At 61.6% G+C, this 24,194-nt stretch carries 30 protein-coding genes; 16 read left to right on the forward strand and 14 right to left on the reverse strand.

Going from position 1 to position 24,194, the window contains the following annotated elements:
* Nucleotides 1-23: 23 nt before the first annotated feature.
* Nucleotides 24-725, reverse strand: coding sequence for a response regulator transcription factor (locus tag J3456_RS06640; RefSeq protein WP_067260621.1), 702 nt, complete (start codon nt 723-725; stop codon nt 24-26).
* 379 nt (nt 726-1,104) lie between these two features.
* Between J3456_RS06640 and J3456_RS06645 the strand changes: the two genes are divergently transcribed.
* On the forward strand, nt 1,105-2,703 hold the full coding sequence (locus J3456_RS06645) for a phosphoenolpyruvate carboxykinase (protein WP_349579455.1): 1,599 nt from the start codon (nt 1,105-1,107) through the stop codon (nt 2,701-2,703).
* Nucleotides 2,704-2,779: 76 nt separating this feature from the next.
* On the opposite strand, the gene J3456_RS06650 is transcribed toward J3456_RS06645, so the two are convergent.
* Nucleotides 2,780-3,688: a LysR family transcriptional regulator gene (locus tag J3456_RS06650; RefSeq protein ID WP_349579456.1), complete on the reverse strand. Its 909-nt coding sequence runs from the start codon at nt 3,686-3,688 to the stop codon at nt 2,780-2,782.
* A 164-nt stretch (nt 3,689-3,852) separates the two neighbouring features.
* Here J3456_RS06650 and J3456_RS06655 point away from each other — a divergent pair, with 164 nt between their 5' ends.
* Nucleotides 3,853-4,209: a helix-turn-helix domain-containing protein gene (locus J3456_RS06655; RefSeq protein WP_349579457.1), complete on the forward strand. Its 357-nt coding sequence runs from the start codon at nt 3,853-3,855 to the stop codon at nt 4,207-4,209.
* Between the two features lie 129 nt (nt 4,210-4,338).
* Here the strand turns inward: J3456_RS06655 and smc are convergent, their stop codons facing one another.
* The 7 genes from smc to J3456_RS06690 form a co-directional block, all read right to left on the reverse strand.
* Nucleotides 4,339-7,794 (reverse strand): chromosome segregation protein SMC, encoded by a 3,456-nt coding sequence (smc, locus tag J3456_RS06660; protein WP_349579458.1) that lies wholly within the window; start codon nt 7,792-7,794, stop codon nt 4,339-4,341.
* A gap of 238 nt (nt 7,795-8,032) precedes the next feature.
* On the reverse strand, nt 8,033-8,323 hold the full coding sequence (locus J3456_RS06665) for a hypothetical protein (protein WP_349579459.1): 291 nt from the start codon (nt 8,321-8,323) through the stop codon (nt 8,033-8,035).
* Between the two features lie 95 nt (nt 8,324-8,418).
* The gene (locus J3456_RS06670; protein ID WP_120352287.1) at nt 8,419-8,979 is read right to left on the reverse strand and encodes a F0F1 ATP synthase subunit B; all 561 of its coding nucleotides are present in this window, start codon (nt 8,977-8,979) and stop codon (nt 8,419-8,421) included.
* Between the two features lie 15 nt (nt 8,980-8,994).
* Nucleotides 8,995-9,531, reverse strand: coding sequence for a F0F1 ATP synthase subunit B' (locus J3456_RS06675; RefSeq protein ID WP_259946397.1), 537 nt, complete (start codon nt 9,529-9,531; stop codon nt 8,995-8,997).
* Between the two features lie 90 nt (nt 9,532-9,621).
* Nucleotides 9,622-9,846, reverse strand: coding sequence for a F0F1 ATP synthase subunit C (locus tag J3456_RS06680; protein ID WP_007118046.1), 225 nt, complete (start codon nt 9,844-9,846; stop codon nt 9,622-9,624).
* A gap of 64 nt (nt 9,847-9,910) precedes the next feature.
* The gene (locus J3456_RS06685; protein WP_349579460.1) at nt 9,911-10,672 is read right to left on the reverse strand and encodes a F0F1 ATP synthase subunit A; all 762 of its coding nucleotides are present in this window, start codon (nt 10,670-10,672) and stop codon (nt 9,911-9,913) included.
* 1 nt (nt 10,673) lies between these two features.
* Nucleotides 10,674-11,024, reverse strand: coding sequence for an AtpZ/AtpI family protein (locus J3456_RS06690; protein WP_093738098.1), 351 nt, complete (start codon nt 11,022-11,024; stop codon nt 10,674-10,676).
* A 240-nt stretch (nt 11,025-11,264) separates the two neighbouring features.
* Between J3456_RS06690 and J3456_RS06695 the strand changes: the two genes are divergently transcribed.
* Nucleotides 11,265-11,621 carry an ArsR/SmtB family transcription factor gene (locus tag J3456_RS06695; protein ID WP_067627198.1) on the forward strand — a complete coding sequence of 119 codons (357 nt, stop codon included), beginning with the start codon at nt 11,265-11,267 and terminating at the stop codon, nt 11,619-11,621.
* A 194-nt stretch (nt 11,622-11,815) separates the two neighbouring features.
* Here J3456_RS06695 and J3456_RS06700 read toward each other — a convergent pair whose 3' ends face one another.
* On the reverse strand, nt 11,816-12,742 hold the full coding sequence (locus J3456_RS06700; protein WP_349579461.1) for a DMT family transporter: 927 nt from the start codon (nt 12,740-12,742) through the stop codon (nt 11,816-11,818).
* Nucleotides 12,730-13,617: a LysR family transcriptional regulator gene (locus J3456_RS06705; protein ID WP_349579463.1), complete on the reverse strand. Its 888-nt coding sequence runs from the start codon at nt 13,615-13,617 to the stop codon at nt 12,730-12,732. Before J3456_RS06705 ends, J3456_RS06700 begins: the two co-directional genes overlap by 13 nt.
* Before the next feature lie 126 nt (nt 13,618-13,743).
* Here J3456_RS06705 and J3456_RS06710 point away from each other — a divergent pair, with 126 nt between their 5' ends.
* The 12 genes from J3456_RS06710 to rpmE all read left to right on the forward strand — a co-directional run bounded on the left by J3456_RS06710 (nt 13,744) and on the right by rpmE (nt 20,872).
* A complete protein-coding gene (locus tag J3456_RS06710; RefSeq protein WP_349579464.1) occupies nt 13,744-14,328 on the forward strand; it encodes an FMN-dependent NADH-azoreductase in 585 nt (194 codons plus the stop codon).
* Between the two features lie 265 nt (nt 14,329-14,593).
* Entirely contained in the window at nt 14,594-16,114 is a 1,521-nt protein-coding gene (gene ffh, locus J3456_RS06715) for a signal recognition particle protein (protein ID WP_349579465.1), read from the forward strand.
* Nucleotides 16,111-16,419 carry a chorismate mutase gene (locus tag J3456_RS06720; RefSeq protein ID WP_349579466.1) on the forward strand — a complete coding sequence of 103 codons (309 nt, stop codon included), beginning with the start codon at nt 16,111-16,113 and terminating at the stop codon, nt 16,417-16,419. The genes ffh and J3456_RS06720 overlap by 4 nt, the downstream gene beginning before the upstream one ends.
* Before the next feature lie 48 nt (nt 16,420-16,467).
* Nucleotides 16,468-16,854, forward strand: a complete 387-nt coding sequence (rpsP, locus tag J3456_RS06725; protein WP_067939640.1) for a 30S ribosomal protein S16 — start codon at nt 16,468-16,470, stop codon at nt 16,852-16,854.
* A 16-nt stretch (nt 16,855-16,870) separates the two neighbouring features.
* Nucleotides 16,871-17,500: a 5,6-dimethylbenzimidazole synthase gene (gene bluB, locus J3456_RS06730; protein ID WP_349579467.1), complete on the forward strand. Its 630-nt coding sequence runs from the start codon at nt 16,871-16,873 to the stop codon at nt 17,498-17,500.
* A complete protein-coding gene (locus J3456_RS06735) occupies nt 17,500-17,649 on the forward strand; it encodes a hypothetical protein (RefSeq protein ID WP_162931880.1) in 150 nt (49 codons plus the stop codon). Before bluB ends, J3456_RS06735 begins: the two co-directional genes overlap by 1 nt.
* Nucleotides 17,646-18,173, forward strand: coding sequence for a ribosome maturation factor RimM (gene rimM / locus J3456_RS06740; RefSeq protein ID WP_259946411.1), 528 nt, complete (start codon nt 17,646-17,648; stop codon nt 18,171-18,173). Before J3456_RS06735 ends, rimM begins: the two co-directional genes overlap by 4 nt.
* Nucleotides 18,174-18,188: 15 nt before the next feature.
* Nucleotides 18,189-18,980, forward strand: coding sequence for a hypothetical protein (locus J3456_RS06745; protein ID WP_349579468.1), 792 nt, complete (start codon nt 18,189-18,191; stop codon nt 18,978-18,980).
* Nucleotides 18,977-19,765, forward strand: a complete 789-nt coding sequence (trmD, locus tag J3456_RS06750) for a tRNA (guanosine(37)-N1)-methyltransferase TrmD (RefSeq protein ID WP_349579469.1) — start codon at nt 18,977-18,979, stop codon at nt 19,763-19,765. Before J3456_RS06745 ends, trmD begins: the two co-directional genes overlap by 4 nt.
* A 68-nt stretch (nt 19,766-19,833) precedes the next feature.
* Nucleotides 19,834-19,995 (forward strand): DUF1328 family protein, encoded by a 162-nt coding sequence (locus J3456_RS06755; RefSeq protein WP_082849512.1) that lies wholly within the window; start codon nt 19,834-19,836, stop codon nt 19,993-19,995.
* Between the two features lie 266 nt (nt 19,996-20,261).
* Nucleotides 20,262-20,639, forward strand: coding sequence for a 50S ribosomal protein L19 (rplS, locus tag J3456_RS06760; RefSeq protein ID WP_067627182.1), 378 nt, complete (start codon nt 20,262-20,264; stop codon nt 20,637-20,639).
* Nucleotides 20,640-20,650: 11 nt separating this feature from the next.
* Complete coding sequence (rpmE, locus tag J3456_RS06765; protein WP_067262252.1) at nt 20,651-20,872, forward strand: 50S ribosomal protein L31; 222 nt, start codon at nt 20,651-20,653, stop codon at nt 20,870-20,872.
* Nucleotides 20,873-21,050: 178 nt separating this feature from the next.
* Here the strand turns inward: rpmE and J3456_RS06770 are convergent, their stop codons facing one another.
* Nucleotides 21,051-21,725, reverse strand: coding sequence for a hypothetical protein (locus J3456_RS06770; RefSeq protein ID WP_349579470.1), 675 nt, complete (start codon nt 21,723-21,725; stop codon nt 21,051-21,053).
* 233 nt (nt 21,726-21,958) lie between these two features.
* On the opposite strand from J3456_RS06770, the gene J3456_RS06775 reads away from it, so the two are divergent.
* Nucleotides 21,959-22,768, forward strand: coding sequence for a division plane positioning ATPase MipZ (locus tag J3456_RS06775; protein ID WP_259946419.1), 810 nt, complete (start codon nt 21,959-21,961; stop codon nt 22,766-22,768).
* A 2-nt stretch (nt 22,769-22,770) separates the two neighbouring features.
* Here J3456_RS06775 and J3456_RS06780 read toward each other — a convergent pair whose 3' ends face one another.
* A complete protein-coding gene (locus J3456_RS06780) occupies nt 22,771-23,655 on the reverse strand; it encodes a DMT family transporter (protein WP_349579471.1) in 885 nt (294 codons plus the stop codon).
* A gap of 26 nt (nt 23,656-23,681) precedes the next feature.
* Complete coding sequence (locus J3456_RS06785; RefSeq protein WP_349579472.1) at nt 23,682-24,131, reverse strand: MarR family winged helix-turn-helix transcriptional regulator; 450 nt, start codon at nt 24,129-24,131, stop codon at nt 23,682-23,684.
* Nucleotides 24,132-24,194 lie beyond the last annotated feature (63 nt).

Genomic DNA, 24,194 nt, shown 5'->3' on the forward strand with positions numbered 1-24,194 from the left:
TCGACCCGCGTTAAGCGCCGGGTTTACTCTTCGTTATATCTATAGCCGATGCCGTAAAGCGTCTCGATCGCCGAGAATTCATCATCTGCGCTACGCATCTTTTTGCGCAGGCGCTTGATGTGGCTGTCGATCGTGCGGTCATCCACATAGACCTGATCGTCATAGGCCACGTCCATCAGTTGGTCGCGCGACTTCACGAATCCGGGGCGCTGCGCGAGAGCCTGCAACAGCAGGAATTCCGTCACGGTCAGGGACACGTCCTTGCCCTTCCAGCTGACCGCGTGGCGCAGCGGGTCCATCCGCAGATCGCCACGTTCCATCACTTTGGTCTCTTCGGTATCGCCCACCTCATTCGTCTCTACCGCGTCTTGGCGGCGCAGAAGCGCGCGAATACGCTCGACCAGCAGGCGTTGGCTGAACGGCTTTTTGACGTAGTCGTCGGCCCCCATGCGCAGGCCCAGCACCTCGTCGATCTCATCATCTTTGGAGGTCAAAAAGATCACCGGCATCGCGGTTTTCTGACGCAAACGTTGCAGCAGATCCATGCCGTCCATGCGGGGCATCTTGATGTCCAGCACCGCCATATCCGGCAGTTTCTTGTTGAAGGCATCCAACGCGGCTTGGCCGTCGTTGTAGGTCTCCACTTCGAAGCCTTCAGCTTCAAGAGTCATCGAAACGGATGTCAGGATGTTCCTGTCATCGTCTACCAATGCAATCTTTGACATTGCCTGCTTCCTTATGCTGCTCAATTCGTTCTTATTTTTGGAGTCAGTGATCTCCAATATTACAGATCGAATCAATCCTTAAGTGCGAATCGTGCCTTTGAGATGCACCAATTCGGTCATAATTTGGTTAGGAATGGCTAAATTGCCGCACTTTAATTACTCTCACCCAAGATAAGACAAGGGTGGTGCGCGTCGCTTTGGGCCGGGATCTAAGCGCTTCGAAACAAAGTTTTACATGATGGCGCTAACTGTGACAAAGCCGCCTGTTCAACCTGAAAACGCCCGTGTTAAGAGGCTCTCAAGGCCCCCGATGCCCAGGGCAATTGCGCCCGCTCGGACACGTACTGCGCAGCTCACGCGCTACCACAGGAGACATCATATGACATTTGGACGGGTAAACCCGCAGTTCAGCCTCGAAGATCAACAGATCAGCGGGCTCGGCGATGTCTATTACAACCTGACCGAGCCTGCGCTGGTCGAGGCGGCATTGAAACGGGGCGAAGGCAGCCTTGGCAAAGGCGGTGCCTTTCTGGTGACCACCGGCAAGTTCACAGGCCGGTCGCCCAAAGATAAACATGTGGTCAAAACCGACAGCGTGGCCGATAGCATCTGGTGGGAAAACAACGCCGAAATGTCGGCCGAGGGGTTTGACGCGCTCTATCAAGACATGATCGCCCATATGCAGGGCAAGGACTACTTCGTCCAAGACCTCGTTGGCGGGGCGGACCCAAAGCACGCGATTAACGTGCGGATGGTGACGGAACTGGCATGGCACGGCCTCTTCATCCGCACCATGCTGCGCCGCCCCGATGCCGAAGCGCTGCAGGACTTCACCGCCGATTTCACCGTCATCAACTGCCCCAGCTTCCAGGCTGATCCAGCCAAGCACAACTGCCGCAGCGAGACCGTGATCGCGATGAACTTCGACCGCAAGATGATCCTCATCGGCGGCACTGAATACGCGGGCGAGAACAAGAAGTCGGTCTTCACCCTGCTGAACTACCTGCTGCCGGAAAAGGGTATCATGCCGATGCACTGTTCGGCCAACCATGCCACCGGAAATCCCGTTGATACGGCCGTTTTCTTTGGCCTGTCGGGCACCGGCAAAACCACCCTCTCGGCTGACCCTGAGCGCACTTTGATCGGCGACGATGAGCACGGCTGGTCCGACAACGGCACCTTCAACTTCGAAGGCGGCTGCTATGCCAAGACCATCAACCTCAACCCCGAGGCAGAGCCGGAAATCTACGCGACGACCTCCAAGTTCGGCACGGTGATCGAGAATATGGTCTTCGATCCCGATACCTTCGAGCTGGACTTCGATGACGACTCGCTCACGGCCAACATGCGCGCCGCCTACCCGCTGCACTATATCTCCAATGCCAGCGAGAAGGCCGTCGGCGGCCACCCCAAGAACATCATCATGCTGACCTGCGATGCCTTCGGCGTGCTGCCTCCGATTGCGCGGCTCAGCCCGGCGCAGGCGATGTACCACTTCCTGTCGGGCTTCACCTCCAAGGTCGCAGGTACCGAGCGTGGCGTGACCGAGCCTGAGCCCACATTCTCCACCTGTTTCGGCGCGCCCTTCATGCCGCGCCGGCCCGAAGTCTACGGCAATCTGCTGCGCGAAAAGATCGCCCAGCACGGCGCGACCTGTTGGCTGGTCAACACCGGCTGGACTGGCGGCGCCTATGGCACCGGTTCGCGGATGCCGATCAAGGCGACCCGCGCGCTCTTGTCTGCCGCGCTTGAAGGGCGTCTCGCAGATGCCGAATTCCGCAAAGATCCGAACTTTGGCTTTGATGTCCCTGTCGAGGTGAACGGCGTCGCCGACATCCTGCTCGACCCGCGTCGCACATGGGATGATCCGGAATCCTATGACCGTCAGGCAGCCAAACTGGTCAAGATGTTTTCGGACAACTTTGAGCAGTACCTGCCCTACATCGACGATGATGTGAAAGCGGCAGCGATCAGCTAAGGCTTTTTGACATAGCCGATACAGAAAGGGCCGCCTTGATGGGTGGCCCTTTTTCACGTCTGACGTTCTTCACAACCTACCCTGTGAATGTCACCTTCGCATCCAACGGCATCTCCTGCAGGAAGGTATCGTCGACCCCTTCGATATTCACGGATGTCGATCGATCAACAGCAGCAATCAGCGCAAAGCTTTTGTCTGGATACCGCCCGGCCATCAGCAGGCGTTTGTAGGCCAATGGCACCGGCTCGCCCCCCTCTTCGCGTGGGATTTGGGTAGCCACTTCGTCCAATCGAACGCCACAGGTCGCCTCCACCTCCCGAAAGGGGAAGTTCAGCATATTCTCAAACTCAGGCCCGCCCGGAAACAGCTTCAGCGGCCGTCCGATGCTGCTGCGCGCGTTGGTCCAGCCCCACCACTGCGTGTAGAACGATTTCTCCCCAACTTCGGTACAGATCCATCCATTGGGCGAGTCGCGATACACCAACACATAGGGGCGCATGGCGCGAAAGGCTTCGCTCTCCAACTCTCCCCGGCTCAGGCACCACGCCTGAAGCGCGGCCTGCAGCATCGCGGAGCCCCCATCCCAGATCAGTGACAAGGGCTGCTGCTGCTGGTGAAAACTCCATCCGTTCGGCTCTTCGTGCGAAAGGCGCAGCATCCCGTCGGCGTGGCGCGTCTTGCCATCCAGCCACAGCTTGCCCCGATCAATGATATCGCGCGCTTCGGGCAAAGCCTCCACGCCCGCCTTCGTCAGGGAATAGCGCCGGTTCTCAATCGTGAACAGCGGCGCGCCCATCGCCTCTTCCAGATGCTGGATATGCCGGCGAACCGTTTGTCGCGTGCTTGCCAGTTGCGCGACCGCATGGCTGAGGTTCAGCGTCTGCGCCAAGGTCACGAACGAGCGTATCATCTCGAACAAAAGGGCCGGCGCAGGGTCCTTTTGCGGGGTCGGGGGCACGGGTGCGACCGGCTCAATATCGGACATATGTTGGTTCATAGGCAAATGATGGTACATGAATCATCCGGTAACGCAACATAATCCATCCAGCCAAGGTAAATCGGTTAACCCAAATCGGCCAGATCTAGGCAATTGATCCTCAACACATTGCGGGTAGTGAATGTATAGTACTCAACCTGAGGTATTGAACTATGTCCCACCCTGTAGACGTTCACGTCGGTCGCCGGCTCAAGCAGGCCCGCACCCTGCGAAGGCAATCCCAGACCGATGTGGCGCGTGAACTCAAACTGTCGTTTCAGCAGATCCAGAAATATGAAATCGGCTCCAACCGGATTGCCGCCAGCCGCCTGCATGAGCTTGCCCGGATACTGAATGTGACCCCCGGCTATTTCTTCGAAGGGCTGGACGACGACCACACCGAGAACAGCAACGACCCCTCCCTTGAAATCGTAAATGCCATCGGCTCCATCAAGGACGATGCGGTAAGGGCCCGAATTCTAACGTTTATTGAGGACGTCTCTGGCGTTACAGTGTCGCGCAAAAGCTGATCGCGGCTGCCTATCCACACTAGATACGGCCACGCGGCTTGCAGCAGCTTTACGGCAGCAAGCAACCCCGCGACAATCTGATGCGCGCACGCTTTAAGGGCCGGTCCTCGCAACCGGCGTCTCCCACCTTTACGCGACTAAGGTTTCCGCTTTCTTAAGATCGACAGAAACCAACTGGCTGACCCCCTGCTCCGCCATGGTCACCCCAAAGAGCCGGTCCATCCGGGCCATCGTCACCGCATGGTGCGTGATGATGAGGAACCGCGTGTCGGTCTGACGGCACATCTCATCCAGTAGATCGCAGAACCTGGTCACATTTGCGTCATCAAGCGGCGCGTCGACCTCATCCAGCACACAGATTGGCGCCGGATTGGCCAAGAACACGGCAAAGATCAGCGCCATCGCGGTCAGGGTCTGCTCCCCGCCCGACAGCAGGCTCAAGGTGCTCAGCTTCTTGCCCGGCGGCTGGCACAGGATCTCCAACCCGGCTTCCAATGGATCATCGCTTTCGACCATCACAAGGTTCGCCTCGCCGCCACCAAAGAGGTGGGTAAACAGCATCGAGAAGTTCGCGTTCACCTGCTCAAAGGCTGTCAGCAGACGTTCCCGCCCTTCGCGGTTGAGGCCCGCGATGCCGCTGCGCAGGGTCTTGATCGCCTCTTCCAAATCGGCCTTCTCGGTCAGCAGCGCGCCGTGCTCTTCGCGTATTTCTTTGGCGTCATCCTCGGCGCGCAGGTTCACCGCGCCCAAGGAATCCCGCTGCCGTTTGTAACGGTTCACGTCCTCTTCCAGCGCGTCCACCGGCGGGGTCTGATCCGCCTCGATGTCCAGCGCATCGCGCAGGGCCTCGGGCGTGGCTTGCCGCTCATCCTGAATGCGGTCCGCCGCATGGGTCACCGTCTCGCGCGCGGCATCGCGCAGGGCCTCGGCCCGGGCGCGGGCTTCCCGCGCGTCCGAGGCCTGCCGTTCCGCGTCGCGTTCGGCATCCGTCGCCGCTTTCAGCGCGGCCTCTGCGGCGGCCAGCGTGTCGGTCGCATGGGCGCGTCGCGTTTCGGCGGCGGTGATCGCACCGGACAATTCTTCCCGCTTCGCCGCGATTTCCGCCGGTACGGCACCCGCCTCGGCCAACTCCGCCTCGGAGGCGGCTTTGCGCTCGACCAATTCGGCGGTGCGCTTGCCCGCTGTTTCCAACCGGTGCCGCCAGCCGCTGACCTCTTTCGAGACTTCCTGCACCCGGCGTCTGCGGGCTTCGCCTTCGCGGCGCAATTCGTCATGGGCCGAGCGGCGCGACATCATGGTGATCCGGGACGCTTCGACCGTCATGCGGATATCGTCAACAGTCGCACGGGCAGCGGCAAGATCGTCCAACCCCGCCAAGGTACGTTCGGCGTCCATCACTTCGGCCCGCGCGGTAATCGCGGCCTCCTCATGGCGCTTCACGGCGAGGCCAAGGGATTCCAGACGGCTTTGGGCAAGGTTGCGATCCGCCTCCGCCCGGCTCAGGGCGCGGCCTGCCTCGGCCACCTGTCGATCCGCGTCGCGTCGCGCTTCGCGGGCACGTTTGTCGGCCTCGGCCTGCTCGGCCAACTGCTGCTGCAGGGTCTCATGTGCGGCCCGTGCCGCATCGGCACGTTCGCTCACCTGTTCCAGCGCCTGTTTCAGAACGTCCAACCGGTTCAACTGCTGCAGGCGCAGGGCCGCAGCCGATGGCGCGTCCTCGGCCATGGCACGGAACCCGTCCCACCGCCAAAGATCACCCTCTGCCGAGACCAGCCGTTGCCCGGGCAGCAGCTGCGCCTGAAGCTGCGCGCCCGCCTCAGGGTCTACCAGCCCAATCTGGCTCATGCGGCGTTCCAGCACCTTCGGGACGGTGACATGCTGCGTCAGCGGCGTCGCCCCTTCGGGCAGCGGCTGCGCCTCTGGGTAGCCCGGCAAGATCGACCAGCCAGAGGGCCGATCGGTAGCAACTTCTGGCGCGCGCAAGTCATCGGCCAAAGCCGCGCCGAGCGCCTTTTCAAACCCATGCTCAACCTGCAACTGGTCGAGGATCTGCCCGCCTTCCGCCGTGTCGCGTTGGACCAGCTTTGCAAGCGCGCCAACCTCTGCGCGCAGCGCATTCGCCTCGCCCTCGGCCTCGGACCGCTCTGCACGGGCATCGGCTTCGCGCGACTGCGTGTCGGCGCGGGTTTCTTCCGCGGCCAAAAGGGCCGCATCCGCCGCTGCTGAGGCCGTGACGGCGCTCGCCTCGGCCTGCTGGGCCGCTGCGAAATCCACACCCGCTTTGTCGAGGGTCGCTTGGCTCTGAGCGACTGCATCGCGGGCCTTGCGGGCTTCGGCTTCCGACTTCTCCAGCGTTTTGCGGCTGTCCTGCAGCAGACGTTCGGCTGAGCTGTGCCGCGCCGCCAGACGGGCAACATCTTCGGTCTGCTGGGAAAGGTCCGCCTCGCGGCTCTGCAAGACTTCCGCCGCCTCGCGCGCGGCCTCTGCCGCCGCCTCAAGCGCGCTGTCGTGTCCCTCATCGACTGTGGCAAGCTCGGATGCTTCCCGTTCGAGACGCTCGATCGTTTCTTCCGCGTCGCGGTTCAGCCCGCCTTCCCGCTCGATATCGCGGGTCAACTGGGTGATGCGACTGGTCAGGGTGTCGATCAATGACGCGGCACGGGTTTCTTGATCGGCCAGCGTGTCGCGCTGCGTGGTCAGACGTTGCAGAATCGCGGTCGCAATCGCCTCCTCCTCGCGCAATGCGGGCAAAGCGGTCTCGGCCTCCTCACGCCCTTCGGCCACGCGCCGCACCTGTGCTTCGGCCTCTGCCGTTGCGGCAACACGGGCGCGCAGGTCCTCCTCGGCCTTGCCGCGCGCCTCGTCCGCTTCGCGCCAGCGGCGGTAGAGCAACAAGCCCTCGGCGCGGCGCAGTGCTTCGCCAATCTCGCGGTATTTCGCGGCCTGCCGCGCTTGCCGGGCCAGCGTGGCCAATTGAGCGGCCAATTGTTCAACCACATCATCGACGCGGGCGAGGTTCTGTTCGGCCCCGTTGAGTTTCAACTCGGCCTCATGGCGGCGCTGGTAGAGGCCGGAAATACCTGCGGCCTCTTCCAGAATGCGGCGGCGGCTTTTCGGCTTGGCGTTGATCAGCTCTGCAATCTGCCCTTGCCGGACCAGCGCCGGGCTATGCGCCCCGGTGGAGGCATCAGCAAAGAGCATCTGCACATCCCGCGCTCGGACATCATTGCCGTTCACCTTGTAGGCGCTGCCGACATCGCGGGTGATGCGGCGCACGATCTCAAACGCGTCTTGTTCGTTAAAGCCCGCAGGTGCCAGCCGGTCGCTGTTGTCGAGATGCAGCGCCACTTCGGCAAAGTTACGCGCCGGGCGCGAGGCGGCCCCGGCAAAGATCACGTCTTCCATGCCGCCGCCCCGCATGGCGGTCGGGCGGTTTTCGCCCATGACCCACCGCAAGGCTTCGAGCAGGTTGGATTTGCCACAGCCGTTCGGCCCCACGACCCCGGTCAGCCCGTCTGAAATGACGAGGTCCGTCGGGTCCACGAAGCTTTTGAAGCCGGTTAATCTGAGTTTGGAAAAACGCAAGTTTGCCCTGCCGTGATTGATTCTTGCCTGAGCGGCGAACTTGCCGTTTGGCACGGGTCCGAGTCAATCAAAAGCCCCAAGGGACAGGGGGCGGTCGGCGGTTATCCACAAGATATTGTCGCATCGCGGCCATTTCAGCGACGGGCTTCCGCCAGTGCCACCGCATCGGCGCGGGTTGTCATTCTCACACCTTCCAAGTCACAGCTCGGCGTTCCGCCCCAGCCACAGCAAGCGCCTTCTAGTCGCAATCCAACACGCCAACGGCCAGCGCCTGATCGCCCAAGACCTCTTTCACCTCACAACCACTCGCCTGTGCCATCGCACGTCCTGCCCGCGCGCGGATGGGGCCAAAGCGTGGCGCGTATTGGGTGTTCACCCGCACCGCTTCCGCCCGCTCCCCCCGAACGCGCACATCGAAAACAGAGCCATCCACGGTGATGCGTTGGGCCGGAAGGCCCCTGAAGTCCCGACTAGGCGCTGTACAGGCCGCAAGGCCAATCACCACCGGAATGATAAGGAGCAAACGCATGGTTTGAGCCTGTCGCGGTTGGGTTAATAAAAGCCTAACGCAAAAGAAAAAGCCCCGGCGAAACCGGGGCTTTCAAAATTCGATGGGGCGCTGGCTTAGTGCAGCTTGGCTTCGACTTGGGCGATACCATCGTCGATCAGCTTGTTGCCCTGTGCAGCGGTCATCTGCTTGGCGATCACATCGCGCGCAGCGGCCACAGCAATGGTCACGGCTTGGTCGCGGACTTCCTTCACAGCGGCGGCCTCGGCCGAGCTGATCTGGTCCTTCGCGGCGGCCATGCGACGGTCAAGCGATTTGGCCATATCCGCCCGTGCCTGTTCGGCTGCAAGACGGGCATCTTCCTTGGCGGAAGACACGATGCGGTCCGCTTGATCCTGCACCTCTTTCTGCTTGCGCTCATAGGAGGCGAGCAAAGTCTGCGCTTCTTCACGCAGGGCGCGGGCTTCTTCCAGCTCGGTCTTGATGCCATCGGCACGTTTATCGAGCATGCCGATCAGCAGCGTCGGAACCTTAAAGTAAATCAGGATCCCGAGGAACAGCAGGAACGCCAGCAACACGATGAAATCGGTGTTGCGCAGCGAAAAGAAAGGCCCCGTGGCGGCAAGCGCCGGCGAGGCCGCAAGACCGGCGAGCAGGGTCGAAAGTGTCAGGCGCATGGATTTGGTCATGGCTTATCCTTTCATCCGCGCGTCGACGGCGGCATCAACGGTTGCAGCATCTGCCGTGCCACCAAGGGCGGCGACGAGCGCTTCTGCGGTGTCCTTGGCAACGGCTTGTACGTTGTCCATGGCGCCCGCGCGAATTTCGGCAATGGCTTTTTCCGATTCCGCCACTTGCGCGGCAATCTCGGCATCGGCCTTGGCCATTTCAGCATCCAGATCGGCCTGCATGTCCGCCTTGGCTTGGGCCACGATCTGCTGTGCCTCGGCACGGGCGTCGATCAGGGCTTTGTCATAGGCGGCTTCGGCTTCCTGTGCCTTGACCTTGAGGTCTTCGGCAGCCGCGATGTCATTGGTGATGGTTCCTTGGCGCTCGGCCAGAACCGCACCGATACGGGGCAGAGCCACGCGCGACAGGATCAGGTAGGTGGCGATCAGCGCCAGGATCAGCCAGAAAATCTGGTTGCCCCAGTGATCGAAATTTAGCTGCGGCATGCCCGGTGTGGCTGCTGCCTCGGCCAGTCCGTCGCTAGTTGTTACAGTTGCCATCGTGGCTTCTCCTTGGAAACTTTGCCGTTACAGCCGGGCAGACACGGCGATGCGCGCCTGCCCGCTCGTAAGGATTACAGTTCCGAGAGCTTAGACAGCGAACATCAGCAGCAGAGCGACGAGGAACGAGAAGATCCCCAGAGCTTCTGCAAACGCGATGCCGATGAACAGGGTCGCTGTCTGGCTTGCGGCTGCCGATGGGTTGCGCAGTGCGCCGGACAGGAAGTTGGCGGCAACGTTGCCGACACCCAGGGCTGCGATGCCCGTGCCGAGACCTGCAATGCCTGCGCCGATATGTGCGAGTTGACCTTCCATGGGGGTATCTCCTTACGATTGGAAGTTAAAACTTTGGCGAAATATTCCGCCGTTGTTGGGGTTGTTAGTGTGCGGGGTGCAGCGCGTCCTTGAGGTACACGCATGTCAGGATGGTAAAGACATAGGCCTGGATAAAGGCCACCAGCACTTCGAGACCGTACATCGCGGTAATCGCGAGCACCGACACCGGAGAGATCACTGCGATGGCAGCGAAACCGGCAAAAACTTTGATAACCGCGTGGCCCGCCATGACGTTACCCGCCAAACGAATGGAGTGGCTAACCGGGCGCACGAAGTAGCTGATCAATTCGATGATCGCCAGCACCGGGCGCAGGGCCAGAGGTGCCGACGACACCCAGAAGAGGCTCAGGAACGCCGCGCCGTTCTTGACGAAGCCCACGACGGTCACGGTGATGAAAACCGCCAGCGCCAACACCACAGTCACAGAGAAGTGGGATGTAGGGGTAAAGGCTGTCGGGATCAGGCCGAGGAAGTTGGCCATCACGATGAACATGAACAGGGTCATGATATAGGGGAAGAACTTCAGCCCTTCTTTGCCGCAGATGTCTTCGACCATCTTGTGGATGAAGCCATAAGCCAATTCGGCCACCGACTGCATCCGGCCCGGCACAACAGAGCGACGTGCGCTGCCCAGTACCAGCAGAGCGAAAGTCGCCAAAACGGCCAGCGCCATCCAGAAGGTGGCGTTGGTGATGGTGTACCAAGCAACGCTGCCGCCTTCATCAAAGAGAGGCGACACGATGAACTGGTCCATCGGGTGGAATTCGAGACCGCCTGTTTCTGCGCCTTCTGTCGTCGTTGCCATCTCAGGCTCCCTCGTCCTTGCCCGAATGGGGCGTATCCTGTTCGGCCGGTTCGGCCTGCTGCTTGTCCTGGATTTCCTTAGCGGTGCGGAGCATCGTCTTCACTCCCGCCGCAAGGCCCAGCATCACAAAAAGCACCATGAAGATGGGCAGCGTGCCAAAGAGCACATCAAGCCCGTATCCGATGCCGAAACCGATCCCAAGACCGGCCACAAGTTCGATCACCATCCGCCAAGCCATATTGGCCTGAGAATAATGCTCATCCGCTCGGGGCTTGGGTGCGCCGCGTTGTTTCGCAGCCGCCAGTTTGGCCTCAAGCTGCTCCATCTGCTGCCGTTGGTCCGGGCTGGTCACACCAAAATCCCCTTAGGAATATCTGCTGCGGTGCTACTGTCAGGGCGGGTTAGAGTCAACAACCTTGGACGCCGGAGGTTTTCTCGCTTTTACAGCGGGTTAGGCGGAACGAGACACTGCCACCCTTGAAACAGCACAGGCAAATCCCAGTGAAACCGCGCCGGAAGCTTATTCAACCCCGTGGTTAAGTTAGCCGCAATGCCCGCTTTCCCACCCCCGCGCCCCGCGCTATGCAGGCGCATGACCCAAGACCTAGATCAGGTGTTTGCCGCCCTTGCGGACCCCACCCGCCGCGCTATCCTCGCGATGCTGCTGGAGGATGATATGGCCGTGACCGATGTGGCCGAGCCGTTCGAGATGTCGCTGGCCGCGATCTCGAAACATCTGGGCGTGCTGACAGCGGCGGGGCTGATCAGTCAGGAAAAGCGGGGGCGTGTGAAATGGTGCAAACTGGAGCCGGATGCCTTACGGAATGCGTCGGTCTGGATGCAGGGGTTCGGGCAGTTTGAGCCGGTGAACCTTGATGCCTTCGAGCGATTTCTGGAAATCGAACTGCCTGAGACTGCGGAAGGCGTGACGCGCTCTGGGTCTGAGTAAAGTTAGTGATCCCCCCTTGCCACGAGGTAAATAAGACAAGGGGAGGATCAATCGACGATCAGATGACGCCGAATGCAAAACGCAAAATAGCCAATACCACTACAATCAACCCGATAAGGTAAATAATACTACGCATGGTTGTGTCCTTCACTTTGATTTCACGCCCCAACGCGGGGCCAGGCGGTCCGGTTCCATCAAATCCGCATCTTTTTGAATTTTTGTGATTTTTCCGTGCTGTCGTCGCGCAGCAGCAGGTAAAGCGCCAGAATGGTCAGCAGGACGCCACCCCAAATCAGCCCGCCCGGCAGGGCATTGCCAAAGCCCAGCTCCCACAGGATCACCCAGCTTGGCGTGAGATAGGTATAGGCCATCACTTTCGCCGAGGGCAGCCGCAGCGCCGCGAATTGCAACAGAACCACCGTCGCCGCCGTGGCAAAGACCGCAACGTATAGAATAGTGATCCAGACCAAGGGGCGAAGCGCACCCCAGTCCGTCGCACGAATATCCTGCCAGCCGTAAAGCCCCAGCAACACCGATCCCGCCAGCAAGGTGCCAAAGGTGAACATCACCGCGCTCTCGTCTCGGTTCAGCCGCCGTACCATGGGCGTATAAAGCGCGTGACTGATGCAGCCGATGAAATAGATCGCCTCCCCCCGGCCGATGTCGAACGCCAACAGCGCCGCGAGGTCGCCGCGAAAGATCACCCACAGCGCCCCGGCCCCGCCGATCGCCAAAGCCAGCGCCATGCGCGGCGTCATGATCTGCCGCATCAATGCCCAAGCAAAGCCCGCCGCCATGACTGGGACAAGGGTAAAGACCGCCGCCGCAGCCACCGGCGGCGCAGTCTTGAGCCCTTCGAACATGAGCACGAAATAGAGTGTAAAGAGCCCCGCCAGCACGAAATAGCGCCAAGGTGCTGCAAAGCCCGCCCGGTTGATATCGCCCCGCCCCCAAGCCAAAGCTCCGACCAATACCGTGGCCAAGGCGAACCGAACGGCATTGAGGGCCGTGGGGGTGATCTCATTCGCCACCTGCGCCCCGAGCGAGAATGACCCCGCCACCAGCGCCGAGAAGCAGAGCATCGCCAGATGCCCCTGCGCCGCCGCACTCAGTCGGGGCATGTGACCGCATCCTCGGCATGTTCCTTCAGGAACCGCAGCACCGCTTGCACCTTGCTGGTCCGGTGCAGATCGACATGGGTGACCAGCCACAGGGCACTGCTCCAATCCGGGCGCGGGGCGTGAATCTCGACCAACTGCGGATCATTGCGCCCCATGGCGGCGGGTAGGCCACCGATTCCTGCCCCGGCCCGCAGCGCCGCCTCCATCGCCGCGCCGCTGGTGCTGCGCCACGTCACGCTTTCTTCAGGCACCGTGGCCCAGAGCCACTTGTGATAGGGCGCGCGGCTGTCGCGGTTATCGGCAGCGATGAAGCGGTGCTTGTGGTAGTCCTCCGGCCCCTGCGGAATGCCGAATTGCGCCACGTAATCCCGGCTCGCATAGGCGCCCACCGCCAGTTGCGCATAGGGCTGTACCACATTGTCGGGCTGGTCCGGTGCGGCCCCGGCGCGGATGGCGACATGCGCCTCGCCATACTCCAGCCGGAACAGGCGATCCCCGATTAGGTAACGCACGACCAACTCAGGGTTCTGGCGCTGGAACTCGGTTAACAACGGCGCCAGTTGCGGGGCAAGGAAATCAAGCGACGTGATCACTAATTCGCCCGACACATCACTGCCACGCCCCTTGATCCGCCCGGCCAACTGGCTGAACTGATCATCCGTGGCCCGCGCCACCCGCAGCAGATCCTCGCCCGCCTCGGTCGCCGTATAACCGCGCGCGTGACGCTGGAACAACTTCACACCAAGCCGCCCCTCCAAGGCATCAATGTGGCGGATCACCGTGGCATGATGCACGCCCAGTACCTCCGCCGCGCCGCTGACGGTGCCAAGTTGCGCGACCTGATAGGCCGTCCTGATCTCATCCCAATTGTCCATGGTTCACCCTGCCTTCCTGACTTGTGCATTTACGAACATGGTCACGCTCATTCTGGCAGTTGCGTTCGGGAGCACAATGCCCAATTCCATGTCATTAGATTGACCCTTGGAACAAGGAGCCGCCAAATGGCCACCCTGCGTATCGAAACATCCGTGAACCGCGAGAGCTCTGTCACCCGTAAGCTGACAGACCGCATCATCTCAACCCTTGGTGACAGCGATGTGGTTACCCGCGACATCGCCATTGAGCCCCTGCCGCTGATCGATTCCACATGGGCCAGCGCCCGCGTGAAACCCGCCGACGAGCGCAGCACCTTGGATCAAGAAGCCCTCGCCCTGTCCGACGCGCTGGTCGCCGAAGTCCAAGCCGCCGACACCATCGTCATCAGCGCCCCGATCTACAACTTCACTATCCCCGCGTCTTTGAAAGCGTGGATTGACCTGATCGCCCGCGTCGGCGTGACCTTTAACTACACGGCAGACGGCCCCGTCGGCTTGTTGGAAAACAAGCGCGTCATCGTCGCCTTCGCCTCTGGCGGCACCGGCATCGATTCCGCCGCTGATTTCGCCAGCGGCTATCTGCGCTTCGTGCTGGGGTTCTTGGGCATCACCGATGTGACCTTTGTCGCGGCGGACCAATTGGCCGTAGACGCCGAAGGCACCATCGCCCGCGCCAACGCCCAGATCGACGCGCTGCGCGACGCGGCCTAAGCAGCCTCGCCCTCAGAAACAGCCGCGTCCCGTCACCGGGGCGCGGCTTTCGCAGGGCGGTGCTTTGCCGCCCGCCCTGCCCGGCTTGACTCGCGCCGCGCCAGCGCGTAAACGCCCTTCAACCTCCGGAAGCATTGCCTTCCGGTCCCGGCATGGCGTCGGGATCGCCCCCAGTCAGCGCGTTGCGCCCACTGGGGCATTTGTGCATTTTCGCGCGCGTCCTTAAATAGGGGCAAGTGCAACCGACCCGAAAGGCCCTGTGCCCATGTTTGAAAATCTCAGCGAACGGCTCTCTGGTGTCTTTGACCGCCTGACCAAGCAAGGCGCGCTCAGCGACGAAGATGTCAAAACCGCCCTGCGCGAAGTGCGCGTTGCCCTGCTGGAGGCTGACGTTTCGCTGCCCGTGGCGCGCGAATTCGTCAAAACGGTGCAGGACAAGGCCACCGGCCAAGCGGTGACCAAATCGGTCACGCCGGGCCAGCAGGTCGTCAAAATCGTCCATGACGCGCTGATCGACACGCTGAAAGGCGAAGGCGAGCCCGGCGCGCTGAAAATCGACAGCCCGCCCGCCCCGATCCTGATGGTCGGCCTGCAGGGTGGCGGTAAAACCACGACCACCGCAAAATTGGCCAAACGCCTAAAAGAGCGTGACGGCAAGCGCGTGCTGATGGCTTCGCTCGACGTGAACCGCCCTGCGGCGATGGAACAGCTGGCGATCCTTGGCGTGCAAATCGGCGTCGACACGCTGCCGATCGTCAAGGGCGAGACCCCAGTGCAAATCGCCAAACGCGCCAAGACGCAGGCGGGCTTGGGCGGCTATGACGTCTATATGCTCGACACCGCGGGCCGCCTGTCGATCGACGAAGAGTTGATGCAGCAGGTCAAAGCCGTGCGTGACGTGGCCAATCCACGTGAAACATTGTTGGTGGTCGACGGCCTGACCGGCCAAGACGCCGTGCACACCGCCGAGAACTTTGACGAGCGTATCGGCATCACCGGTGTCGTTCTGACCCGGATGGACGGCGATGGCCGTGGCGGTGCGGCGCTCTCGATGCGTGCCGTGACGGGCAAGCCGATCAAATTCGTCGGTCTTGGCGAAAAGATGGACGCGCTTGAGACTTTCGAGCCTGAGCGCATCGCGGGCCGTATCCTCGGCATGGGCGACATCGTCGCGCTGGTCGAAAAGGCCCAAGAAACCATCGAGGCCGAACAGGCCGAGAAGATGATGAAGCGCATGGCGAAGGGTCAGTTCAATATGAACGACCTGAAGATGCAGCTTGAGCAGATGATCAAGATGGGCGGCATGCAGGGCATGATGGGCATGATGCCCGGCATGGGGAAAATGGCGAAACAGGTCGAAGACGCCGGTTTCGACGATAAGATCCTCAAGCAACAGATTGCCCTCATTCAGTCGATGACCAAGAAAGAGCGTGCCAACCCTGCCCTGCTGCAAGCCAGCCGCAAAAAGCGCATCGCCCGCGGTGCCGGCATGGAGGTTTCTGACCTCAACAAGCTGATGAAGATGCACCGCCAGATGTCCGACATGATGAAGAAGATGGGCAAAATGGGCAAAGGCGGCATGCTCAAGCAGGCTATGAAAGGCATGATGGGCAAGGGCGGCATGCCCGGCGGCATGGACCCTAGCCAGATGGACCCAAAGGCGCTCGAAGCCGCGGCCAAGCAGATGGGCGGCAAGCTGCCCGGCGGCCTGGGCGGCGGCAATCCATTCGGCGGCGGCGGCATGGGCCTGCCCGGCGGCCTCAGCGGTTTCGGGAAAAAGAAATGACCGACACCACCACAGATATCGCCAACCGCGCCGCCGAGCTGTTGAAAGGGCACCGCGCCTCGATCGACCGGCTCGACGCGATCCTCGTCTATACCTTAGGCGAGCGGTTCAAACACACACAGGCCGTGGGGAAACTCAAGGCCACACACGACCTTCCCCCGTCCGATCCGGCCCGCGAAGCGGCCCAGATCGCACGGCTCGAAGATTTGGCGAAAGAGGCCGACCTCGACCCCGAATTCGCCAAGAAGTTCCTGAACTTCATCATCGCTGAAGTCATTCAGCACCACAAAAGCCACCAATCGTAAGGCGGGGCGCAGCCCCTTCTTGCTTACAAACTCAAAGGACTACTCATCATGGCCATGAAAATTCGTCTCGCCCGCGGCGGCTCCAAAAAGCGCCCCTTCTACCGTATCGTTGCAGCCGACAGCCGCATGCCGCGCGACGGCCGCTTCATCGAGAAGCTGGGCACCTACAACCCGCTGCTGCCCAAAGACAGCGAAGACCGCGTAAAGATGGACGTTGAAAAGATCGAAGCATGGATCGCCAAAGGCGCCCAGCCGACCGAGCGTGTGACACGTATGCTGGAAGCCGCTGGCGTTCGCGAAAAGACCGAGCGTAACAACCCCAAGAAGGGCACACCGGGCAAGAAAGCTCAGGAACGCGTTCAAGAGAAGGCTGACAAAGCCGCTGCCGCTGCCGAAGCTGCCAACGCACCTGCTGAAGAAGCTTCCGCAGAATAAGCTGCGAGCGCCCGGCATGGATGCATTCTCTGAAGACTTCCGTGCCGGGCTGCACGACCTGATGCGATGGCGGCGCGATGTGCGCCGCTTTCGCACAGACCCGCTGGACGAGGCGCTGGTGCAAACCTGCTTCGACAGTTTTACCCTCGCCCCTTCTGTGGGCCTGTCGGAACCATGGCGGATCATCCGCGTGCAGTCCGACACCGCGCGCCAAGCCGCGCTTGAGAATTTCCAAACTGCCAATGCACACGCCCTTGCCGGATATGACGGTGAGAAGGCCGCGCTCTATGCCGGGCTCAAGCTTTCGGGCATGAGCGACGCGCCCGAGCAATTGGCGATTTACTGTGATGAAAGCACCGACAAGGGCAGCGGCCTTGGTGCCGGAACGATGCCCGAGATGCGCCGCTATTCCGTGGTGGGTGCGATCAACTATTTGTGGCTCACCGCCCGCGCCCATGGCCTTGGGCTGGGCTGGGTTTCCGTGCTTGACCCTGCGCGGCTGAACCGTGATCTTGCCGTTCCAAAGGACTGGTCGCTGGTGGCATATCTTTGCATGGGCTGGCCCGAGGACAACAGCCTGACGCCGGAACTGGAAACCAAAGGGTGGGAGGTGCGCGCCCCGCACCTGAAGGTCGAGGCCCGTTAATGAAAAAGCTACTGTTCCTTCTGTCCGTGCTCGTGCTCGGCTTTGTCCTTGGCATCCGCTACGATCGGCAGTTAATGCAGGACGAATGCAAAGCCGGGGCCGGAGAATGGACCGGGACGATCTGCGTGAATTCGGAGTTGTTGCAATGAGTGACCAAGACCTGATCTGTGTCGGTGCCATCGCGGGTGCCTACGGCGTGCGCGGCGAAGTGCGCGTGAAAAGCTACTGCGCCGTTCCCGAAGACATCGAGGGCTACCGCCCGCTGAGCACCGAGGATGGCAGCCGGACCTTCACCCTTGCTCTGCTGCACCCGGTCAAGAACGGCTTTGCCGCCCGCATCGCCGAGATCACCACCAAGGAAGAGGCCGACGACATGCGCGGTGTCTCGCTCTTTGCCGCGCGCGACCAACTTCCCGGTCTGCCGGATGATGAGTTCTACCACGCCGATCTCATCGGGCTTGAGGTCTATGACACCGGCGGCGCGCTGCTGGGCCGCGTGAAAACGGTGCAAAACCACGGGGCGGACGACCTGCTGGAACTGCAATTGGCGGGCACATCGGCCACCACATTCCTGCCCTTCACCAAGGCCGCCGTGCCGACCGTCGATCTTGCATCGGGCCGGATCGTTGCCGACCCGCCCCTGGGCGTGCTGCCGGATGGCAAGGATGGCTGAGACCGGAGCCGGATGATGCCCCGCCGGATCATCCTGCACGCTGGCTTTCATAAGACCGGGACCAGCTCCCTTCAGGCCACATTGCGCGCGAACCGCAGCGCGCTGAAACCCCATGTCGCGCTGCGCCTGCGTTGGCAAATGAAAGACCTGCTGCATGCCACGCGCGGCTATTCCACATGGCGCGATCCGCTTACGCTGCTCAAGGCCGAACACCGCTTCGTCGCCTTGCTCGACGCCCTGCCCCGGATGCCACGCCGGACCCTTATCCTCTCGGCTGAGGAACTGGCGGGCCATCTGCCGGGCCGGGGCGATCTGGCCGATTACAGCGCCGCGCCCGAGTTGTTGGACAGCTTCACCAGCAGCCTGCGCCAACGGTTTCCTCGGGCAGAGATCATGGTCTACCTCTCGACCCGTGACCCGGCGGAGTGGATCGCTTCGGCCTATTGGGAACATGTCAAAGCCTCGTCCATGACGCTGGACCTTGCCGAGTTCACCGCCCGCTACGCCCCTGCGGCGGCATTGGACACGGTGGTCGAGACAATCGCCCGCCGCCTGCCCTGCCCCGTGCATCACGCGCGGCTGGAGGCGTGCCGCGACCTACCGCTTGGCCCGGCAACCCCGCTGCTGGATCTGTGCGAGCTGCCGCCCGAGGTCATGGCGCAGTTAACGCTGCCACCGCCCGTGAACCGACGCTTGCCTGCGGAACTCTTGCAGGCTCTGCTTGACGCCAACCGCCAACACGCCGATGACCCTCAGGCGCGCCGCCGCGCCAAGACCGCCCTACTGACACAGGCAGGAACCGCATGAAACCCACCCGCTCTCACGGACGCCAAAGCGCACGGCCCAGCCTGACACCCCGCGCCTTGATGCAAGACGCGCCCGATTACGCCGATGTCTGGCAAGCCCGGATCGTGACCCTGTTTCCCGATCTATTCCCCGGCGTGCTGGGGGCCAGCCTGACCGGCAAGGCCTTGCACGAAGGCCGCTGGCAGCTGCACACCCACGACCTGCGCGATTTCGGCATCGGCAAACACCGCAATGTCGACGACACCCCCGCGGGCGGCGGGGCGGGCATGGTGATGCGCGCCGATGTGGTTGGCCCGGCTCTGGCCCGCGCGCAAAGCCACGCTCATGGGCGCTGGCCGATCCTTTACATGTCACCGCGCGGGCGACGGTTCGATCAGGCCATGGCGCGCGATCTGGCAAGCTGCGCAGGGGTGACGATGCTCTGCGGGCGGTTTGAGGGCGTCGATGAGCGGGTGATCGAGCATTTCGGCATCACCGAGGTCAGCTTGGGCGATTTCGTCATGACGGGTGGCGAGCTGGCTGCACAGGCGATGGTCGACGCCACCGTGCGCCTTTTGCCCGGCGTCTTGGGCAATGCCGAGAGTATCGAAGAAGAAAGCCATGCTTCTGGACTGCTGGAACACCCGCAATACACCCGCCCCGCCGAATGGGAGGGGCGCGAAATCCCCCCCGTGCTGATGTCGGGCAACCATGGTGAGATCGCGAAATGGCGGCAGGCGCAGGCCGAAGACCTGACCCGCAAACGCCGCCCCGACATGTGGGCCGCGTTTGAGGGCAAAGACTAAGCAAGCGGCCCCCAGGGAACCCGGCCCCGCGCGATGCGTTGATCCCCCATATTGGAGGGAGAAACCAAATGCTTGAACTAATTCTCATTCTGCTGATCGTCGCCGCTGTGGCGGCTCTCTTGGGCTTTGGCCGCGTGTCGGGGGCTGCGATGACCGGGGCGAAGGTGCTGATCGGCATCGTGCTGGTGCTTTTCCTGCTCGTCGTCTTGGGCGTGATTGCGCTGGCCTGACGCGCTGAGCTGAAAATCTGGGGATCAAGGCGGCAACAGCCCCCTTGATCCTTGAGCGATTGCCCCCTATACCCCGCGCATCCGGAATCGCTTTGGCGGCTCCGGTGCTTTGCGTTTCGGCGCAAGCGAATAAAGTAATGACGACGATACCTCCGGCGGGGGCCCTTGTGATCGAGAATGATCCCGGCGCTGCCCGATAGAACCCGAAGCTCTGGGTCGCGACATAATTTCGTGGAATACCGCGAACATCATAGGAGATAGGTCAGATGAACCTGATCGCAGAGATCGAGGCGGAACAAGTCGCCGAACTGGGGAAAGAGATCCCCGACTTCCGTGCCGGTGATACCGTTCGCGTTGGCTTTAAAGTCACCGAAGGCACCCGCACCCGTGTGCAGAACTACGAAGGCGTCTGCATTTCGCGCAAGAACGGCCACGGCATCGCCGGGTCTTTCACCGTGCGCAAGATTTCCTTTGGCGAAGGCGTGGAACGTGTATTCCCGCTGCATTCGACCAACATCGACAGCATCACCGTTGTGCGCCGTGGCCGCGTGCGTCGCGCCAAGCTGTACTACCTGCGCAGCCGTCGCGGTAAATCCGCACGGATCGTCGAAAACGCTCACTACAAGCCCCGCGCGAACGCATAAAGGACTGGTCGATGAAAACCGATACACATCCCGAATACCACATCATCAACGTCAAAATGACCGACGGCACCGTTGTGGAAATGAAATCGACATGGGGCAAAGAAGGCGACCAACTGTCGCTCGACATCGACCCTTCCGTGCACCCCGCGTGGACCGGCGGCACTGGCCGCATCATGGACACCGGCGGCCGCGTGTCGAAGTTCAAGAACAAATATGCAGGTCTGGGCTTCTAAGCCTACCCTACATTGTGAATGCAAAGGCGCGGCCCCTATGGGTCGCGCCTTTTGCGTTGCGGAAAAGGGGGCCGGGACCGGGCGTATGTTGCAAGCGGTTGGGCGGTATTTTTAAAAGGATGAAATGGGGGGAGGGCTGCGCATCGGTGGAGAACGGCGCGCGTGGAGGAGGCCGGGGTTAGAGGCGGCGCTCTTGTAAAGCGGCTTGGGCACCGTAGCCGTGCAGGTGCGAGAGCACCGCGCCGTAGGCGATCAGCAGGTAGGCGAGCAGCTCGGTGCCTTCTTGGACGGTGGTTTTGACTTGGGGGTCATAGGCGGCGCCCATGACGGCCTCCCACAACGCACCGGTGCCGAAGGTCCGCGAAAAGAACAGCAGCAGCACCACACCGATATAGACAAAGGTGGCAGAGCGGGTTCGCAAATGGTGCAGCATCGGCAGGAGCGTTGTCCCGCGGTTGCGCCACGCGGTGAAGCTGCCCACGGCCAGCGTCACGAGGGCGGGATAAATCCAGAAGCCGTGTTGGATACGGTCGAGCGCGGCATCATATTCGCGCAGAAACATGCAGGCGAAGAGCGTGGCCGCCAATGTGAGATAGCCCCGCATGCCCACGTGTTTGTATGCGCCCATCATGAAGATGGCAGCTGCGATGGCGAGCAGGGTGTTGTGCATGTGTTCTGTCAGCGAGTCTTCGGAGACGCCATCGCTCAGAACCGCTGTATCAAGGTAGACCGTGATCGGCACCAGCGCCACCAGCAGACAGACAAGCGCGAATTCCGCGATCACTGCGCCTAAAGACGGCAGCACGCCCCGCGCGGTTGTCGGTTTTGATGAGGTGGGGTGGTGATCTGCCATAAGGGGACCTTGGGTGAACGGTTGCTTTGACCGCCTGTCAGGGCGGTAAGGCGCGGTGTTACACTGGGCCTTAGCTGGTGAAAATAGGGCAAATCCCTCTGTTGTCCAAACGCGGCAGCGCTGCCACGGTCTGGCTGAACACGCCGCCTCGCCACTTTCCAAAGGCGTGAACCCTACATATAGTGCGGCTCAACAATATCCTGCTGAAGCGGCAGGCGCGAAGGGACAGCAGTATGGCGCATATAATCGTCGTCGGTAACGAAAAAGGCGGCGCGGGCAAATCGACCGTTTCCATGCATGTGGCGACGGCCTTGGCGCGCCTTGGCCATAAGGTCAGCGGGCTGGACCTCGACCTGCGGCAGCGGACCTTTGGCCGCTACATCGAGAACCGCCGTGATTTCATGCGCGACTCTGGTTTGACGCTTGCCAGTCCGACGCTTTGCGAATTGCCGGATGTGGAGGCCAGCAGCCTCCGCCCCGGTGAAAACATGTATGACCACCGTATCAGTGCGGCTGTGGCGGAGTTAGAGCCCGACAATGATTTCATTCTGATCGACTGTCCCGGCTCTCATACCCGGCTGAGCCAGGTCGCGCATTCGCTGGCAGACACGCTGATCACCCCGCTTAACGACAGTTTCATCGACTTTGACCTGCTGGCCCATATCGACGCCAATGGGGAAAAGATCACTGGGCCATCGGTCTATTCCGAGATGGTTTGGAATGCGCGGCAATTGCGGGCGCAGGCCGGGCTTTCGGCGATTGACTGGGTCGTGGTGCGCAACCGTTTGGGTGCGCAGCGAATGGTCAATAAGGAAAAGATGGAACGCGCAATTGGCAATCTTAGCAAGCGGATCGGCTTTCGCACCGCACCGGGATTTAATGAGCGGGTGATCTTTCGGGAGCTTTTTCCGCGCGGCCTGACGCTGCTGGACCTCAAAGATATCGGGGTGAAACAGCTCAATATCTCCAACATCGCGGCGCGTCAGGAGCTGCGCGAATTGATCAAGGCGTTGGACCTTCCGGGCGTCACCCCCGACTTTTAAAGTTAGTGATGAGGCAGCGGCGGCACGACACGGCGGCGGCGTGACAGGGCGATGAGGTTCGACAGGAACAGCGCCCCCACAACGATGCCGCCGCCGATCAGCGGATAGATGCCCGGGTCTTCGCCCAGTACGGCCCAGACCAACAGCGGAGCGAGCACGGATTCCAAAAGCACCAGCAGGCCCACTTCGGCGCTTGAAATATAGCGCGGCCCAAGGGCGATGAGCCCAGCACTGGCCGCCATAAAGACGGCATAGAGTAGCATTTGGGGCAACTCTGAGCCGGGCATTTGCAAGGGTTGCGCCACGGGAAGCAGCACCGCTCCGGCCAGCAGATAGGCCAGCGCGACCGCCGGCACCATCGACACCGCGCGCGCGTGGCGCGCCGCAGTCAGCGCACCGGCAAAGATCGCCGAGATCGACAGCGCCAGCAGGTCCCCCGCGCGCGAGGCATTTTCGGTCTCGCCCGAGCCAAAGGCGATCACGGCAAGCCCGGCCAGCACCGCCGCGATGGTAAAGAACATGCGTCGGCTGATCGGCTCACCCAGAAAGACCTTGCTATAGATCGCCGCGAAGACGGGCAATGAGGCGAGGATGAAGACCACATTCGCCACCGAAGTCAGGCGCACCGCCAGCACAAAGCCGACCCCGGCGCAGGCCACGCCGCCGACGTAAATCGCGCTGGCCCAACCGGCGCGGCGCAGGGCGCGGAAGGGCGCGATGCCTTGGCCCAGCAGCAACCCTGTGCCAATCGCCGATCCCACGAGGGTCACTTTCCAGAACGCCAGCGTCAGCATTGGCGCGTCGATGACGCGCACGAAAAGCGCCTCGGGAACGATGCACATCACCCCGAGAAAAGTGAGCAGGAGGCCTTTGGTCTGATCTGTCATGCGCCATCGGTGGCGATTTCCACAGCCTAAGTAAAGCCCTCTTGCGCCACATCCGAAAGCTTGAGCAGCGTCCGCCGCAGCACCGCGGCCTCGGCAGGGTCGAGCGTGTCCATCAGCGCCGCATTATAGCGCTGTGCCACCGCGCGCAGATCGTCATAGGCCGCTTGGCCTTGCCGGGTCAGCGACAGATGCTCTACCCGGCGATCGCCATCGTCGCGGGTGCGGGTGACAAAGCGCCGTTCCGTCAGGCGGTGCACGGCGCGGCTGATCTTGGTCTTATGCATCCGCGCGCGCTGGCCGATCTCACTCGCCGTGAGTTGCCCGTAAAGCCCGAGGTGGAACAGCACCCGCCATTCGGTGCGCAGCATCCCATAGCGACTTTTGTAGATCTGCTGAAACTCAAGCGATGAGGCCTCTGCCGCTTGGTTCAACAGGTAGGGCAAAAAATACTGAAGCTGAAAATCGTCGTCCGCCATACTACACCGCTTGTTAGTTACAAATCCAACTATTACAGTCGCAACAGATTCTGCAAGGGGGCA

The organism is Sulfitobacter sp. NFXS29 (assembly GCF_040148765.1).
Lineage (GTDB): Bacteria > Pseudomonadota > Alphaproteobacteria > Rhodobacterales > Rhodobacteraceae > Sulfitobacter.

Bases quoted from the DNA above. Each gene is read 5' to 3' on its own strand.
- rimM (WP_259946411.1), top strand. From the start codon at position 17,646: ATGAGTGACCAAGACCTGATCTGTGTCGGTGCCATCGCGGGTGCCTAC.
- J3456_RS06670 (WP_120352287.1), bottom strand. From the start codon at position 8,979: ATGCGCCTGACACTTTCGACCCTGCTCGCCGGTCTTGCGGCCTCGCCG.
- rplS (WP_067627182.1), top strand. From the start codon at position 20,262: ATGAACCTGATCGCAGAGATCGAGGCGGAACAAGTCGCCGAACTGGGG.
- J3456_RS06640 (WP_067260621.1), bottom strand. From the start codon at position 725: ATGTCAAAGATTGCATTGGTAGACGATGACAGGAACATCCTGACATCC.
- trmD (WP_349579469.1), top strand. From the start codon at position 18,977: ATGAAACCCACCCGCTCTCACGGACGCCAAAGCGCACGGCCCAGCCTG.
- J3456_RS06700 (WP_349579461.1), bottom strand. From the start codon at position 12,742: ATGCCCCGACTGAGTGCGGCGGCGCAGGGGCATCTGGCGATGCTCTGC.
- J3456_RS06645 (WP_349579455.1), top strand. From the start codon at position 1,105: ATGACATTTGGACGGGTAAACCCGCAGTTCAGCCTCGAAGATCAACAG.
- J3456_RS06720 (WP_349579466.1), top strand. From the start codon at position 16,111: ATGACCGACACCACCACAGATATCGCCAACCGCGCCGCCGAGCTGTTG.
- J3456_RS06705 (WP_349579463.1), bottom strand. From the start codon at position 13,617: ATGGACAATTGGGATGAGATCAGGACGGCCTATCAGGTCGCGCAACTT.
- J3456_RS06650 (WP_349579456.1), bottom strand. From the start codon at position 3,688: ATGTCCGATATTGAGCCGGTCGCACCCGTGCCCCCGACCCCGCAAAAG.
- J3456_RS06780 (WP_349579471.1), bottom strand. From the start codon at position 23,655: ATGACAGATCAGACCAAAGGCCTCCTGCTCACTTTTCTCGGGGTGATG.
- J3456_RS06675 (WP_259946397.1), bottom strand. From the start codon at position 9,531: ATGGCAACTGTAACAACTAGCGACGGACTGGCCGAGGCAGCAGCCACA.
- J3456_RS06775 (WP_259946419.1), top strand. From the start codon at position 21,959: ATGGCGCATATAATCGTCGTCGGTAACGAAAAAGGCGGCGCGGGCAAA.
- rpmE (WP_067262252.1), top strand. From the start codon at position 20,651: ATGAAAACCGATACACATCCCGAATACCACATCATCAACGTCAAAATG.
- rpsP (WP_067939640.1), top strand. From the start codon at position 16,468: ATGGCCATGAAAATTCGTCTCGCCCGCGGCGGCTCCAAAAAGCGCCCC.
- J3456_RS06785 (WP_349579472.1), bottom strand. From the start codon at position 24,131: ATGGCGGACGACGATTTTCAGCTTCAGTATTTTTTGCCCTACCTGTTG.
- J3456_RS06770 (WP_349579470.1), bottom strand. From the start codon at position 21,725: ATGGCAGATCACCACCCCACCTCATCAAAACCGACAACCGCGCGGGGC.
- J3456_RS06745 (WP_349579468.1), top strand. From the start codon at position 18,189: ATGCCCCGCCGGATCATCCTGCACGCTGGCTTTCATAAGACCGGGACC.
- ffh (WP_349579465.1), top strand. From the start codon at position 14,594: ATGTTTGAAAATCTCAGCGAACGGCTCTCTGGTGTCTTTGACCGCCTG.
- J3456_RS06710 (WP_349579464.1), top strand. From the start codon at position 13,744: ATGGCCACCCTGCGTATCGAAACATCCGTGAACCGCGAGAGCTCTGTC.
- J3456_RS06655 (WP_349579457.1), top strand. From the start codon at position 3,853: ATGTCCCACCCTGTAGACGTTCACGTCGGTCGCCGGCTCAAGCAGGCC.
- bluB (WP_349579467.1), top strand. From the start codon at position 16,871: ATGGATGCATTCTCTGAAGACTTCCGTGCCGGGCTGCACGACCTGATG.
- J3456_RS06685 (WP_349579460.1), bottom strand. From the start codon at position 10,672: ATGGCAACGACGACAGAAGGCGCAGAAACAGGCGGTCTCGAATTCCAC.
- J3456_RS06755 (WP_082849512.1), top strand. From the start codon at position 19,834: ATGCTTGAACTAATTCTCATTCTGCTGATCGTCGCCGCTGTGGCGGCT.
- J3456_RS06695 (WP_067627198.1), top strand. From the start codon at position 11,265: ATGACCCAAGACCTAGATCAGGTGTTTGCCGCCCTTGCGGACCCCACC.
- J3456_RS06680 (WP_007118046.1), bottom strand. From the start codon at position 9,846: ATGGAAGGTCAACTCGCACATATCGGCGCAGGCATTGCAGGTCTCGGC.
- J3456_RS06665 (WP_349579459.1), bottom strand. From the start codon at position 8,323: ATGCGTTTGCTCCTTATCATTCCGGTGGTGATTGGCCTTGCGGCCTGT.
- J3456_RS06735 (WP_162931880.1), top strand. From the start codon at position 17,500: ATGAAAAAGCTACTGTTCCTTCTGTCCGTGCTCGTGCTCGGCTTTGTC.